The 14503-nt window shown below is 73.7% G+C and carries 11 protein-coding genes; 3 read left to right on the top strand and 8 right to left on the bottom strand.

Going from position 1 to position 14503, the window contains the following annotated elements:
• Positions 1–28 precede the first annotated feature (28 nt).
• From BLA60_RS21580 to BLA60_RS21570, 3 genes are all read right to left on the bottom strand, one after another.
• A complete protein-coding gene (locus BLA60_RS21580) occupies positions 29–1468 on the bottom strand; it encodes a hypothetical protein (RefSeq protein ID WP_075134755.1) in 1440 nt (479 codons plus the stop codon).
• Between the two features lie 7 nt (positions 1469–1475).
• Entirely contained in the window at positions 1476–4166 is a 2691-nt protein-coding gene (locus BLA60_RS21575) for a CHAT domain-containing protein (RefSeq protein WP_075134754.1), read from the bottom strand.
• 84 nt (positions 4167–4250) lie between these two features.
• Positions 4251–5195 carry a hypothetical protein gene (locus BLA60_RS21570; RefSeq protein WP_075134753.1) on the bottom strand — a complete coding sequence of 315 codons (945 nt, stop codon included), beginning with the start codon at positions 5193–5195 and terminating at the stop codon, positions 4251–4253.
• 174 nt (positions 5196–5369) lie between these two features.
• Here BLA60_RS21570 and BLA60_RS21565 point away from each other — a divergent pair, with 174 nt between their 5' ends.
• On the top strand, positions 5370–5774 hold the full coding sequence (locus BLA60_RS21565) for a response regulator transcription factor (protein ID WP_075134752.1): 405 nt from the start codon (positions 5370–5372) through the stop codon (positions 5772–5774).
• On the top strand, positions 5771–5947 hold the full coding sequence (locus BLA60_RS43485; RefSeq protein WP_154814503.1) for a hypothetical protein: 177 nt from the start codon (positions 5771–5773) through the stop codon (positions 5945–5947). Before BLA60_RS21565 ends, BLA60_RS43485 begins: the two co-directional genes overlap by 4 nt.
• A gap of 1 nt (position 5948) precedes the next feature.
• On the opposite strand, the gene BLA60_RS21560 is transcribed toward BLA60_RS43485, so the two are convergent.
• The 5 genes from BLA60_RS21560 to BLA60_RS21540 are packed head-to-tail and all read right to left on the bottom strand — an operon-like array spanning position 5949 to position 12131.
• Positions 5949–6917 carry a protein phosphatase 2C domain-containing protein gene (locus BLA60_RS21560; protein WP_075134751.1) on the bottom strand — a complete coding sequence of 323 codons (969 nt, stop codon included), beginning with the start codon at positions 6915–6917 and terminating at the stop codon, positions 5949–5951.
• Positions 6914–7624 carry a vWA domain-containing protein gene (locus BLA60_RS21555; RefSeq protein ID WP_075134750.1) on the bottom strand — a complete coding sequence of 237 codons (711 nt, stop codon included), beginning with the start codon at positions 7622–7624 and terminating at the stop codon, positions 6914–6916. Before BLA60_RS21555 ends, BLA60_RS21560 begins: the two co-directional genes overlap by 4 nt.
• A gap of 15 nt (positions 7625–7639) precedes the next feature.
• Positions 7640–9214, bottom strand: coding sequence for a DUF4407 domain-containing protein (locus BLA60_RS21550; protein WP_075134749.1), 1575 nt, complete (start codon positions 9212–9214; stop codon positions 7640–7642).
• A complete protein-coding gene (locus BLA60_RS43480) occupies positions 9211–10716 on the bottom strand; it encodes a hypothetical protein (RefSeq protein ID WP_075134748.1) in 1506 nt (501 codons plus the stop codon). The genes BLA60_RS21550 and BLA60_RS43480 overlap by 4 nt, the downstream gene beginning before the upstream one ends.
• The gene (locus tag BLA60_RS21540; RefSeq protein WP_075134747.1) at positions 10713–12131 is read right to left on the bottom strand and encodes a hypothetical protein; all 1419 of its coding nucleotides are present in this window, start codon (positions 12129–12131) and stop codon (positions 10713–10715) included. Before BLA60_RS21540 ends, BLA60_RS43480 begins: the two co-directional genes overlap by 4 nt.
• A gap of 134 nt (positions 12132–12265) precedes the next feature.
• Between BLA60_RS21540 and BLA60_RS21535 the strand changes: the two genes are divergently transcribed.
• Positions 12266–14500, top strand: coding sequence for a protein kinase domain-containing protein (locus tag BLA60_RS21535; protein WP_075134746.1), 2235 nt, complete (start codon positions 12266–12268; stop codon positions 14498–14500).
• Positions 14501–14503 lie beyond the last annotated feature (3 nt).

The raw sequence follows: 14503 nt of genomic DNA, 5'->3' as shown, positions 1-14503 counted from the left end.
CCCATCATCGCGGCTGACCGGCGGGCGACTACAGGCCGGTGGCGCGCATCGCGGCCAGCAGCGGCGCCCGCCACGGGTACTCGACGGGCACCGGGGCCCGTCCCAGCTCGGCGAACGCGACGGCGGCCCGGCACAGGCAACGCAACGCGTGCAACGTGGCCAACTCACCCGCGGCGGTGATGCCGCCGGTCACGATCACCGCGTCGATCCGGTCGGCGAACTCCTCGGCGACGTCGGCCAGGGTGTCCTCGACGGGCCGGTCCGGGTGCAGGAACGCGCCGAGGCAGGTCAGCAGGGTGACCGACCCGGGGTCGCCGGGCGGCAGCGCGCGCAGGGCGGTGTGCAGGGCACGCAGGCCGGCGGTCCGGTCCTCGCCGTCCTCGGCCTCGGGGTCCAGCCGGTGACGCAGGCCCAGGGCCACGGCCAGCGCGAACCAGTCCCCGGCGGTGGCCGGCTGGCCGTCGTCGAGGTCGACGACGGTCCTGGCCAGGGCGACGGCGTCGTCGACGGCGGCCACGTCGGGGGCGGCGGTCGCGGGGTCGAGCAGGGCTGCCAGGTCGTTCTCGTGTCGCAGCGCTGCCAGGACCATGGCCCGCAGCCCGTCCCGGTCGGGAGCGGGCTCCGGCTCCGGCTCGGGTTCGGGCTCGGGTTCGGGCTCGGCGATCTCGGCCTCGACGACCGTCGGCCGGTGCTCCTCGCGCATCACCATCACCGGGCGGTTGAGCACGTCGGCGCGCATGAGGTCGTTGATCGCGCCGAAGTCGATGAACGACGTGTTCGGGCGGACGATGCCGGGGGCGGCGACCCGGCTCTGGAACTTCTGGATCGAGGCCATGGCCTCGCCCAGCCCGCCGAAGTCCATGCCGGCGCCCGCGCCGCGCAGCATCCCGCGCATGATCTCGACCATGGCCAGCATCGCCCGGACGCCCTCGACCATGTCGGCGCTGAGCTGGGGACGGTCGATGACCTCGCGCAGGCACTCGGCGGCCCGGTCGGCCTGGGTGGCGATCTGCGGCGGGGCCTTGCCGGCCATCAGGTTCATCATCTCGCCGGGAGTCTGGAGGTAGACCATGACCCGGCTGACGTAGAGCTGACCTGCCCCGACCAGGCACATCGTGCGCATCATCGGGTTGAGCTCCGGGGTGGCGAGCGCGACCTCCAGCATGGCCAGCCCGGCCTCGCGGTCCTCGTCGGCCTCGCCGTGGGCGGTGTGCCGGGCGGCGCGCAGCCAGCCGACGTAGGCGGCGGCCGTGCCCCGGTAACTGTCCTCGGCGCGGGCGTGGCCGTAGGCCTCCTCCAGCCGTTCGATGGCCTCGTCCAGGTCGGCCCGGCTGCCGGGTTGGCTCATGCCGCGCCGCCAGTAGCGCTCGGCCAGGCCCTGGCCGAGCCGGATCAGCGGGAGCAGCCGGGCCCCGCCGGTCAGGCCGGCCAGCTCCGCGCGCAGGGCGTCGATCCGTTCGTCAGCCATACCACCCTCACTGTCCATAGTGGACGAATCCGGCCCAGGCGTACACCGGGGCCGGTTCCCGTCGCGGTACCGACGCCAACAGCGCCGCCGGCATACCGGCGGGCGCGCGGCGGTCGCTGTCGAGCAGCCAGCGCTGCGCCAGCAGCAGCGAACGCCGCACCGGCAGGCGCTCCTCGACCCGGTAGTGGTGGAACATGTACATCAGCGCGGAGGTCTCCCGGTCCGGGATGCTCCACTGCGTGGACAGCACCGACCGGACCCGCCCCGCCAGCAACGCCGTCCCCAGGCTGTACGCCTCGTCGTAGCCGTACACCGAGCGGCCGGTGTGACAGGCGGCCAGCACGGCCAGGCCGATCCGGCGCCGGTCCGCCTCGGCCAGCAGCGCCACGATCTCCTCGGCGCTCACCGTGCTCGCCGGGCCGCCCTCGGTCTCCGGCGCCAGCAGCAGATGGGCGCGCTCGGCCTCGTAACGGCCGTGGCAGGCCAGGTGCAGCAGGCCGCCGGCCGCCGGGCCGGTATCGGTCAGCCACTGGCGGACCTGGGCCGAGGTGCCGGCACCGGACGGGCTGACCGACCCGTTGGGCCGCCGGCCGACATAGCGGGCGCCCTGGTAGAAACCGCGCCGCAGGGCGTGCGCCTCGGTGCGCGCGCCGACCAGGTCGCTGGCCGCGCCGGCGGTGTCCGGGTCGCCGACGATCAGACCGGTCGCCGAGGTGGCCACCGGCGACCACGCCGCGTTCTCGCACAACAACCTGGCCGAGACGGCGTAGGAGAACTCCGCCAGCTCGATCGCGTACCGGCCGTCGGCACGGCGCGCCGCCGCCCACGGGATACGCGCCAGGTCACCCATCGGCACCAGCACGATCCTCGGTTCCCGCTCCCCCACCGGGAAGTAGCGCTCCAGCAGCGGGCCGACCGCCACCCGCCACGCCCAGTCGCACAGCGCGTCGAGGCTGTCGGTGAGCGGGGTCAGCGGCGCCGGCGGCGCCAGGTCGCGGGAGCGGTCGACCAACGCCGAGAGGTACCGCTCGACCTCCACGTCGCCGGTGAGGGTCAGGGCCGGCAGCGGCAGCCAGGCCGGCGGGCCGTCGGCCGGGGCGATCACCGCCAGCCCCGGCTGCGGCGGGTCGGCCGGCACCAGGTACACCAGCGCGTCCGCGTCCAGCGAGCCCAGCGCGGTGCGGATCTCGGCGAGGCTCGGCGGGTCGAACATCAGGTCGGCGCCGGGGAGTTCGGCGAGCACGCCCAGCGCCTTGCGCCGCACCGACGAGCCGGCGGCACCGTCGGCTTCCCAGCGGTCGGCCAGGTCGTCGTGACCGGCGGCGCGCAGCATCGCCGGGAACCGGGGCAGTTCGGTGGCGGCGAAGAGCATCAGCCCCCGGCCGGTGTCCAGGGCACGCAGCGCGGCGGTGACCTCGGAGACCCCGAGGCACTGGCGGGCGACGGAGATGGCCGACTCGGCGGCGTCGCGCACCGCCTCCCGCGCGCTGCGGGTGTCCGACTCGCGCAGCACCCGCCACGCGTACCCGCGCTGCGCGACCAGGCCCACCTCGCCGGAGACGCGCTGCTCACCCGAGCGCAGCCGGACATTGGCCAGCAGGTCGTTGACCTGCGTCCAGTGCGGGTGCTCCGGCCCGCCCAGTTCCTTGAGCGCGGCCTCCAGCAGAGTCACCGCCTCGTCGAGGCCCTCGGTCGTGCCGGCCGCCTCCGACCGCAGGTACAGGCCGACGGCCACCGAGAACAGGCAGAAGTTGTGCAGCGGCTCGCCGGAGGTGGTCAGCTCCAGCGCCGAGCGCGCGCAGGCGACACCCTGGTCGATGCGGTCCGGGTCCGAGCCGACGCCCTCGCTGTGGAACGCGCCGGCCAGCGTCAGGTACGCCATGACCCGGTCGGCCGCCGGGGCGTCGGGCCGGGCCGCGGAGGCCGCCAGCTCGGCGATCCGCTCCTCGGTCAGCCGCTCCCCCTCCCCGTTGACCAGCTGCCACAGCGTGCTGGCCTGGCGAACCGAGTCGGCGATGCCCGCGCGCATGATGTGCCCCTCGGGCAGTGTCCCGGTCACCTCGGTCAGCCGGGACAACGCCGACTGGACCGAGGCCGGGTCGTTGCGCTGGTTGGCCAGGAACATGTCGCTCATCGCGGCGAACTGTTCCTTGATCGCCCCGACCTCCGGGGCGTCGCCGAGGACCTCGTCGAGCAGGGCCGGCAGCGTGGCCGACGCCTCGCTCAGGGCACTGAGGTTGCCCTCGGTCATGCCGTGCAGGAGTCCGGTCGTCAGCTCGGTGAGCTTGGCGAACCGGGGGTTGTCGCCGAAGGCGCTGGTCAGCGCGGCGACCTGGTCGGTGATCGCGTCCGGGTCGAGGGACTGGCCGATCATGCCGGCGTAGAGCGTGGCCTTGGGGCCCGCGGCCGCGCGGACGCGTTCCCAGCGGGTGGTCGGCGGCGGGCCGGTGTCGGCGACGGCCAGCAGGTCGGCGAGGTGGCGCAGGTAGTCGGTGGCCATGTCCGCGTCCCGGTGCTGTTCGAGCACCATCACCAGCGCGCCGGCCAGCCGGCCTCGGTGCGGGTGGTCGGCGGGCAGCCGGTCGAGCTGGCCGACGAACTCCTCGACGACGCGGTGGCCGTGGTCCTCGGTCAGCGCGCGCACGATCAGCGCCTGACACCGCGCCACGGCGTCCTCGGCGTCCTCGGGTGACGTCACGGGTGACCTCCACGCTGCTCGGTGCGGGCGTCCATTCTCTGACGGACACCGCCGGCCAGGAGGCGGTTTGCGCGGACCTGTCCGTCAGACTCCGTCGTGACGCAGGATCGCCAGCACGTCGGCCACCAGCCGGTCGACCGACGCGGCGTCGTCGAGCAGGGCGAGCACCCGGTCGTCGGCACCGTCGTCCTCGCTGTCCACTTCGGACAGCCGGCCGAAGACGGTGGTCAGCACGTCGACCAGGACGGCCCTCGGCTCCTCGCCCCCGGCCAGCCGGGTCTCGATGGCGGTGATCGCCAGTCCCGACAGCTCCACCAGCGCCGAGCGCCGGGGCGGCTGCGGCGGCTGCGCCGACACGGTCGTGCGCGGCGCCGGCAACAGCGGCGCCCGCTTGCGGCCCAGCGGACGTTCGACGTAGTCGTCGTACCAGGCCGGGCGGGTGCGCATCGCGGTCAGCACGGTCGCCACGTCGCGCAGCACGGCGCGCCGGGCGGCCTCGTAGCCGGCGCCGTCGGCACAGCGGCGCGCCGCCCAGGCGTCCACCGGCCAGGTCTCCAGACCGGCGGTCTGCTCCACCCCGACGAACTCCAGCATCGACACCGCCAGCTCACCGAGCCGGGTGTCGTGGTCGAGGCGGTCGGCCAGCCAGCCGGGGAGACGGGGCCGCTGCTGGGCGCCGCGTTCACCGCGCCGGCGGCGGTGGGCGTCGACGGTCGCCGCGCGCAGCCGCCGGCGAACCCAGCCCTCCAGATTCCTGATCGGGGTCCTGGCGTGCCGGAAAAGATCGTCGAGGACCGCGTCCATGTCGTCGTGGAAACGGTCCAGACAATCGTCGGCGAGCAGCTGCACGGAAACCGCGCACCGCAGGTGACCGCGCCGCGTCTCGACCTTTCTGGTCAGCTGCTCGAAGACCAGCCGGTGCAGCAGCTCGTAGGCCTCGATCCGCAGTCGCCGCCGGTCGTCCCCGGTCGCGGCGGCGGCGACCACGGCCAGCGTTCCCGCACCGGCGAGTTCTCGAACGGTAGACATTTCCCGGCGCTCCCCTGCTCGGCAAGAATGACAATTCGTCACGCTAGGCCCGTGTTTTCCACGAACGAACAGGTGCCGGAAAAGATACGGCGAACTCACTATTCCCCACCGGCCGGCGCGGCCGGCTCCACCGCCGGACTAAGGCATGGCCCGCGAGCCAGGTAAGGAGTCGTCATGACCGCCCCACCGCACCCCACGGTCGCCGACGTGCGCCGCCGGCTGGCCGCCGCCGGCACCGGTGCCGTCGACCGGCTGGTGGCCCTGTCCGACGGCGACCCGGTGCTGGCCTGCGCCCTGGCGTTCACCGCGCTGGGCCTGGACGAGCCGACCGGCGACCGGCTGCTGGCCGAGGTCCTGCGCCGGCCGGAACCACCCGACGCCGCACCGGCCCTGACCCCGCGCCAGCGCGAGATCCTGGCGCTGCTCGCCGACGGGCTGACGGTCACCGCCATCGCCCGCCGGCTGTGCCTGTCGCCGCGCACGATCGGCAAGCACCTCGAACTGCTCTACCGCCGACTGGGCACCAGCGACCGGCTCACCACCGTCATCCACGCCCAGCGTCACGGCCTGCTCCGGTGAGCGCCCCGCTGGACCCGGTGACCCGCGAATGCCTGCTGCTGCTGGTGCACGACGAGCTGGTGCGCGCGGTCACCGACCACCTGGCCGCCGGCGCGCCGGCCGACGCGCTGGACGAGCTGGTCGCGCGCCGCGCCGCCGCGCTGACCGGGGAACAGACCCGGGCGCGGCGGTGAGTCAGGCGCCCGGCCACAGGGCGATCGCCGTGCGGTCGTCGTCGTGGGACTTCCTGGCGAAGTCGACGTGGGCGGCGAACGCCAGCGGCTCCGGGGGCCGGCGCCACTGCTCGGCGAGGAACCCGCCGACGGTGCCGGTGCCGTTGCCCAGCGGGTCGCCCAGACCGTCGGTGACCAGCAGCAGCACGTCGGCCGGGGCGAGCACGGTGTGCACCGGCACCGGCGGGGTGTCCGGGAGGTAGGGCAGCGCGGCGGTGGCCGAGGAGGCGAGGTCGGTGCCCTCGTTCTTGATCGGCTGCTGGGCTTCCCAGTGCTGGCCGGCGCGCAGGATCCACGCCGAGGAGTCGCCGTGGGCCAGCAGGTGCACCGGGTGGTAGCCATCGCGCGGGGCCAGTTCGACGATCGCGAACAGCACGGTCGCCGCCAGCTGGGTGGCGACCTCGCTGTCGGGCAGGTCCGGCTGGCCGAGCTGGCGACGGCCCTCGGCGACGACCTTGGCGGCCAGCACCCGCAGCAGCCACGACCAGTTCAACGCCTCCGGGGCGGTGGTGGCCAGCTGGGCGCGGATCTCGTGGCAGCCGTGGCGGGTGACGACGTTCGCCGCGTAGTGCGACAGCGGCGCGGCGCTGACCCCGTCGGCCACCGCGAGCACGACGTAGCGCTCGTCGCGGCGCACGGCGTAGGCGTCCTGTCTGGCCCGGCCGTAGAACCGGTGCGACCGGCCGCGAACGCTGGCCGCCCGCAACGTCATCGGTGGGGTGTCGGGCCCGCCGATGAGGTAGCCGTCGAGGATCGTGTCGGGCTGGTCCCACGCCTGCGGGTCGGGGTGGGCCGGGACGGTGGCGGCCCGACCGGGGTCGCCGACCTGGTAGGGCACGAACCGGAACTCACCACGCCAGCCGGGATCACCGCGCCAGCCGGGGTCACCGCGCCAGCCGGGGTCACCGGCCGGCGGCCGGGGGGCGGTCACACCCAGTCCGATGGCGCGTGCTGGGTCACGCCCGAGCCCAGCTCGTCCTTGTCCGGCAACAGGATCCCGGACTCCCCCTGGGAGACGCTGCGCCCGGAGTTGATCACGCTGGAGACCATGATCTCGGCCATCGTGTTGATCGCCTGCGCGGGGTCCTGACCGTTCTCCATCAGGTACATCCGCATCTGCTTGGTGCCCGACGGCGGGTGCACCACGCGGGCCAGGATCGCGCCGTCGGCCTCGTCCACCCCGAACGGGATCACGTTGGGGTAGGCCGGATCGCCGACCAGCCGGGCGAACGCGGCCTGCCAGTCGGCGTCCGGGTCGGTGGGCGCGCCGTCGGACAGGAAGAACACCGCCGGGCGGTGCACCCGGTAGCCGTCCACCTTGAGCTGCTTGATGTTCGCCGCGATCTCGGTGCGCAGCCGGTCGAACGCGGCGACGTAGGAGGTGCCGCCGCGCACACTGAGCACCGGCAGCGTCAGGCTCGGGTCGAGCAGGTCGCACAGCGGCAGCTGGACCTGGGCGTCGTTGGAGAAGTCGATCAGTCCGATGCGGACCTTGTCGGACAGGATCGGGTTCTCGGCGAGCGCGTCGCGGACCTGGGGCAGGATCTGGTTCGCCGACGCGATCTTCTTGCCCGACATCGAGTACGACACGTCGACGACCAGGTAGAACGGCAGCAGCTTGGCGCCGGTGGCATCCATGTTCGTTCTGTTTCCCTACGGTTGGTGGTGGTGGGGGCCGTGGCCGTTGCCGGGCGGACGCCCGAACCTGGCCCGGAACTCCTGATAGGACTGTCCGCGTCGCCCTCCGCCAGGGGGCGGCGGCGGTGGCGGCGTGGGGGCCGGCAGGGAGACCGTGGGTGGGTCGTCCGGCGGACGGTACACCGGGGTCATCAGCGGCTGGGTGATCGACGCCGGCACGGGCTCGGGCGGCGGCTGGGTCGGCAGTGGCTGGGTCGGCTGGGTCGGCTGGTTCGGCGGGGTCGGCTGCTCGGGTTCGCCGGCGTGCTTGGCGTACCAGCGGGCCAGCTCGTCGTCGCTGCGACTGCGGGCGATCCTCCCCCAGGTCTCGATGGCCTTCTTGGCGATCTCGAACTGCTGGTCGGCGAGCAGCGCGTTGGCGTCGCGGCCGCGTTTGAGCTGCTGCTCGCGCAGGTCGGCTGCGTTGTCCAGCGCGGTCTTGTTGGACGTGCCGGCCAGCGCCTCGAGTGCCTTCTCGTCGCTGTCGAGGACCCGGTCGTAGAGGGTTTCCTTGCCCACCAAGGTCAGCAGCTTCACCACCACCGGCAGGACCTCGATCAGCAGGAACAGCGCGGCCAGCATGAAGCTCGCGGTCTGCATGTTCGCGTGGCCGTCGGTGAGCCGGTCCAGCGCTTCCAACTGGGCCAGCATGCCCTCGCTGTTGATCTCGCCGGAGTCCAGGCGCCGCTGGGCCGCGTCGCGTTCGGCGATCCGGCTCTCCAGGCGGGGCACCAGGGTGTCCAGCTCCCGCTGGGCGTCGGCGCGGTTCCTGGTGCCGCTGCCGGCGATCTTGCGCTGGGCGGCGGCGGTGACCTCGTTGAGGTGCGCGGTCTCCGCGTCCAGGGTCGTCTTCGCCTTGTCCGCCTGGGCCTTGGCCTCCTGGTAGGCGGTGCCGACGCCGGGGACGCCGGTGCCGCAGGTGCCGTCCAGCTCGCACTGGGCGCGGGCGGCGGCCTTGTCGAAGGCGGTCTGCGCGGTGGCCACCCGCTCCCGCGCGGCCACGACGTCCGGGTCGTCGCTGACGCTGGGCTGGCTCTCGCCGGAGGCGATGGCCTGTAAGTTCTCCACCCTCTCCTGCATGCGCGGGATGTCGGCGAACTGCTCGTCGAGTTTCTTCTGCGCCTCGGTCAGGTTCTCCGAGTGCATGATCTGCATCTCGTTGTTGATCTCCGGCTCGAAGATCTTGAGCACCAGCGGCACCGAGACCACCGTGCCGATCACCAGGGCCAGCAGGATCCGGGGCACCGCGGCCAGCGAGTTGCGCCACCAGCCGGACTGGCGGGTGATGCTGACGATCAGCATCCGGTCCAGGTTGAAGATCACGATCGCCCACAGCACCCCGGCGACGATCGCCACCGGGAGCGGCAGGTGCACCGCGCTGTTGAGGGCGAACGTGGCGCTCACCCCGGCCACGCCGGCGGTGGTCAGCAGCACGCCGCCCATGGCGGTGTACTTGGCGCGGTCGGTGCGCGCCCTGGCCAGGACGTCGGGCTGGGCGCCGGCCATCCGGGCGAGCCGGTGCGGTGCCGCCAGCCAGGAGAACAGACTCACGACGTGGCCTCCTCGCCGGTCGGCGGGTCGGGGTACAGGAGCGCGGTCAGGTCGGGCGGGGCGGCCGACCGGTCCGGGAACAGGTGGGTGGTGTCGGCGAACGGGACCGCCGAGGTGCCGGCGCCGAACACCGGCGGCGGCGCGGCCAGGCCCGTCGGCTCCGGCGGGGTGAGCACCGTCGGGTCGGCCAGCGCGTCGACCACGCTGGCCATCGGCGGCACCGCCACCGGCTGGCTGGTCGGGAACGAGGGCAGCGAGCGGCCAACGTCCGGCAGGTCCAGGGCCAGCAGGTTGGGCATCGGCAGGACCGGCATCGGCACCGGGAGGTCGGCGAAGGACGGCACGTCGTACACCGCGACCGGGCCGGTGACCCGCCGGTCGACGCCGAGCTGGTTGGTCGCGGTGACCACCAGCCGGCCGGTGCGCGCCGGGTTCACGGCGATCGTGCCGGACCCGGCCGCGCCGGACACCTCGACGTCGTCGATGCCCACGCCGGAGACGGTCAGCGTGTCGGCCTCGGTGGCCGACCAGCGCACGGTCAGCGGCTCACCGGCGGCCACCATCGTCCGGTCGAACTCCAGCACGCCGATGCGCGGCGGGTCGTTGGCCTCGCCCAGGGCGCGCCGCAGGTAGCGGTGCCACTCCTCGGCCGACGGGCGTTGCGCCGGGGCACCGCGCACGGCGCGGGTGAGCATCGCCAGGCCGGTGGTGTCCAGCACGCCGCGCGCCTGGTCGGGGTCGCGGTTGATCGAGCAGCCGGCGCCGGGGGTCAGGCAGCGCAGCACGAACAGGCCCAGCTTGTACCGGTCGGTGGCGATGCTCAGCACGTCGGCGCCCTCGGGCGGCTCCCAGTCGGGCGCGTTGAGCTGCGGGCTGCCGGCGATGTCGCCGACCCTCCGCACCGCGTCGCAGTCCACGAACATCACCGTCGGCTCGGTGCCGAGGCGGAACACGGCGTTGCGCGCGTTGAGGTCGCCGAAGGCCACGTTCAGCTTGTCGTGCAGGAACGCGAGCCCGGCGGCGAAGTCGCGGCAGATGGCCAGCCGCTCGTCGGGCGTCGGTGTCGGCAGGCCGGACTGCAGCGCGCGGTCGGGCGGGATGAACAGGAACTGCACCTCGCGCGGGCGGTCGTGGGCGGTCCGGCCGCTGGGCAGGCGCAGGTCGTGCAGGAACTCGTCGGGGATGCGGCGCAGGACCAGCCCCAGCAGGGCGCCGTCGTCGTCGACGACCTGGCGCACCGGCCAGGCGGTGGTGTCGTCGAGGCGGGCCAGCAGGGCCGGGTCGGTGCGCAGCCGCGAGCGCAGCGCGATCACCTTGCGCATGCCGTGCACGGGCGCCCGGCCGGGCCGGTACTCCTTGTACACCAACGAACCCGGCACGTCGGGCAGCGTCAGCTTCGGCAGGTCGTACACCCTGGCCTGTCCGCCGGCGCCGAGTTCCTCGCCGAGGCGCCCGAGGTCGCCGACGGTCAGGTCGTCGGGGGGCTGGTAGGCGGTGGTCATCGCGGCACACCGCCGATCCACCAGCCGAGCCCGATCCCGGCGGCCAGCACGAACAGCCCGAAGGTGATCCGCGCCGCCAGCGGCGTGACCGGCAGGCCCATCCGCCAGAAAACCCTGGCCAGCGGCCCGAGTTCGGCCGTGGGGTCGGGTTCGACGGGTTCGGTCTCGCGCAACCAGCGTTTGGCCAGCACCATCGCCAACTCGCCGTCGGCGACGACCCTGGCGACCGCGCGGACCAGCACGGTGGACTCGGCGCCGGCCACCAGCCGCCGGGCGTCCTCGCGGGCACCGGGGGTGACCCTGCCGGGGCCGGTGGCACCGAAGGCGATCTGGGCGAGCCGCACGTGGACCGGTTCCAGCTGGTCGAACGGGACGTGCCGCAGGATGGCCCGCTGTGCCCAGCGTTCGCCGGCCAGCGCGCGCCGCACGTTGTCCCGCTCGTCGATGGCGGCGACCGCGTACTCCAGTTCGACCAGCGCGCCGTTGACCGCCGTGGCGTCGCGGGCGTCGGCCAGGTCGCGCACGAGTGCGCTGACCCGCCACTGCGGCAGTACGGCCGGCGCGTGGTGGGTCTGCTGGGGCGGTGCCGGGCGCAGCGGCGGCGGGGCGGGCGGCGGGACCGGGAGGATGGCCGGCGCGGCGGCCGCGTTGGGCGGGTCGACGCCGAACTCGTAGCGGTAGACCAGCGCGTTGGCGCGGTACTCGTTCTGTGGGCTGGCGCCCCGGTCCCGGCGGACGTCGATGATCAGCCGGCCGGCGGGGTCGTCGGGCTCGGCGTCGAAGAAGGCGATGGTGGGGTTGGTGCCGTCGGTGGCGCTGTCGGGTTGGAGGACGAAGCTCCACGGGCGGGCGGGCAGCACCGGTTCGGCGATGCGCACCAGGGCCAGGGTGAGCGCCGGGCGGTCGGCCTCGGAGCAGCCGACGATGCCCACCGGCGCGGTCGGCGCCTGCAACACCCAGGCGAGGACCTGGGCGAGCAGGTCACCCTGCCGGACGGCCTGCTGGCGCAGGCGTTGCGCGGTGGCCGGGCTGCCGAGGTCCTCGACCCGTAACCGGGTCAGCCGCGCGCCGGGCGAGCCGTCGGCCAGCCAACCCTGCCAGTCCACTGTGGACAGTGCGACGGCCGGGGTGAGCTGGTCGGCCCGGCCGAGCAGGGCGTGCGCGATCGGCACGCCGCCCGGCTCGCGCAGCCGGTACAGCACGGCGGCCAGTCCGTCCGGGAGCACCAGGTAGCTCAGCGCGGGGCCCCGCAGCGACGCGTCCGGGAAGCCCAGGTGCGGGCCGACCGCGTCGACCCAGCCGCGTTCGGCGTTCTCGTCGGTGAACGAGGACGCGACCGTCGAGACCACACCGTCCTCACCCAGCCGCAGCCACGCCTGTTCGACAGCGGTAATCGCCGGTAGCGGGCGCGTCATGATTCCTCCAGATTGCCGACTCTCCTCTGACGGACGGGAACCGGATTTGGCTCCGGCGCGTCGTGGTCGCGGCGGTACTGTCCGTCAGACAACTCCGGGGCACACCACCGCACCCCTGCCGAGGGGAGGGGACCATGACCGAACCGCACCGCACACGCCGGGAACGCGCGGAATCGGTCGACGCGACCCGCCGGGAGCAGCCGACCGGCGGGCCGGCGGCGACCAGACGCGAGTCCGGTGCGGGTGCGGCGGATATTCATTCGCTGCTCGCCCCGGAACTGTTTCCGGTACACCTGCGACCGGTGACCAGGGGCGCGTCGTTGTGGAAAACCAGTGGTGAGGCACAACTGTTCCTGGTACCGAACGGTGACGACGAACAACGCGTGCTGAAAATCTACTTCCCCCATATCGCCACGGACCCTACCGTCGCCGCCCAGCTTCCCACGTTACGGTCGAAACACGTCGTCGAGGTCACGGAAACCGGAACGCTCACCGACGGCCGCGCATTCGAATTGATGGAACACCTGCCCGCCGGAACACTTCGGGAAAACGGCGCCGGCAGCCGGGTGTTCGACGCGAGCCGGATCACCGCGATCGTGGCGCAGCTGACCGAGGGCCTGGGGGTGCTGCACCGGCACGGCATCATCCACCGCGACCTCAAGCCGGAGAACGTCCTCGTCCGCGACACCGGAGCGCGACTGGAGGTGGTGTTGTCCGACTTCGGGCTCAGTCGGCGGCTCACCGGCACCGCGCACTTCACCACCGTCGGCCAGACCCCCGCCTACGCCGCCCCGGAGTCCTGGGCCGGGCACGTGTCCTCGGCGTTGGACTGGTGGGCGGTGGGAATGATGGCCCTGGAGTTGGCAACTGGTCAACAACCGTTCGCCGGGCTGGACATCCTCATGGTGCAGATGGCGGTCACCACCAAACCCGTCCCGGTCGACGCCGTCACCGACCCCCGCGTGCGCCGGCTGTGCTCCGGGCTGCTGGTGTCCGACGAATCCCAGCGGTGGAACCAGGTCCAGGTGACCGACTGGCTCGGCGGCGGCAGCCCGGAGATCCCCGACCGGCGGATCGCGGTGGACGCCACCGAGTTCGAGTTCGGCAACCAGCGCTACCGCGACATCGCCACCCTCACCGAGGCCATGGCCCGCGACTGGCGGCGGGCCGCGCGCCGCTTCGGCATGACGCACAGCTCGTCGTGGCGCGCGCTCACCCGGTGGCTCGACCAGTTCAACGATCCCGGTCGCAACGAACCCGGCGTCGTCGAGGCCCGGCTCGACCTGGTGGACCACCTGGAACACAGCAAGGACAAACCGGACAGCAAGCTGGTGAAGCTGCTGGCCGGCCTCAACCCCGCGCTGCCGCCGGTCTACCGGGGAACCGCCGTCGACCGCGCCCAGCTGCGCGCGTGGGCCCGGCAGGCCCAGAACGACGACACGACCCCGGACACCACCGAGGCACGCGCCATCGTCGCCGAACTGCACGACGCGTCGCTGCTGGCGGTGCTCGCCGAATTCACCGGCGGCGCCGAACTGGCCCCGGTGACCGCCGCCTGGCAGGCGCGCCGCGACGAGCTGAACACCGCCACCCGCCACCTGCGCCGCCACCGCCAGCTGCGGTCCGTGTTCACCGCCGAGAACCGCCCGGTGGGGCGCGCGGCGATGCTGGAGCTGGCGGCCGGCGGGCGCTGCGGCGAGGACTGGCTGCGCCAGTTCACCGACCAGTCCGCCGACCCGGCCCAGCACGTCGCCTGGTTCGACGAGATCCGCCGCTGGGTCGGCACCGACCACGTCCGCGCCTACGCCGGCCTGTACGCGATCGGCCCCGCCACCGCCGAGGCCGACACCGCGCGGCGCGCCGCCCAGGCCGCCGAACAGGCCAGGCTCGCCCACGCCAGGGCGTGGGACGACCACGAGGACAGGCGGCGGGCCGGGCGGGCCGGCGCGATCGGCCGGGCGGTCGCCGGCGCGTCGGTGCTGACGTTGCTGTGGCTGCTCGTGGGAACCACCGGGTTCGACCCGGAGCGGCCCCAGGGACAGTGGCTGGTGGCGGTGGTCGTGGCGGTGCACTGGGTGGCCGAGCTGACCCTGGCCGGGATCCTGGCCGGCGACTACCACCCGGCCTACTCGCTGTGGCAGAGCGTGCAGCGCACCGCCGGCCGGCTTGGCCGGCGGATGCGGGACTCACCACGGGCCTGGGCCATCGGGATCCTCGTCGGCCTGGTGGTACTGGGCTCGCTCACCGGGGCCGCGCCGGTGGCCGCGCTGGTGGCGGGCGTGACGCACGTCGTGGTCGCCGCGCACCGGCACGCGCGCTGGCGGACCGCACACCGACAGGACCGACGACGAGTGACGGGGCAGGGGTAGACG

Origin of the sequence: Actinophytocola xinjiangensis (genome assembly GCF_001921215.1) — a bacterium.
Classification (GTDB): Bacteria; Actinomycetota; Actinomycetes; order Mycobacteriales; family Pseudonocardiaceae; genus Actinophytocola; species Actinophytocola xinjiangensis.
Note: the sequence above shows the minus strand (reverse complement) of the source record. Positions and strands in the feature narration are given on the sequence as shown.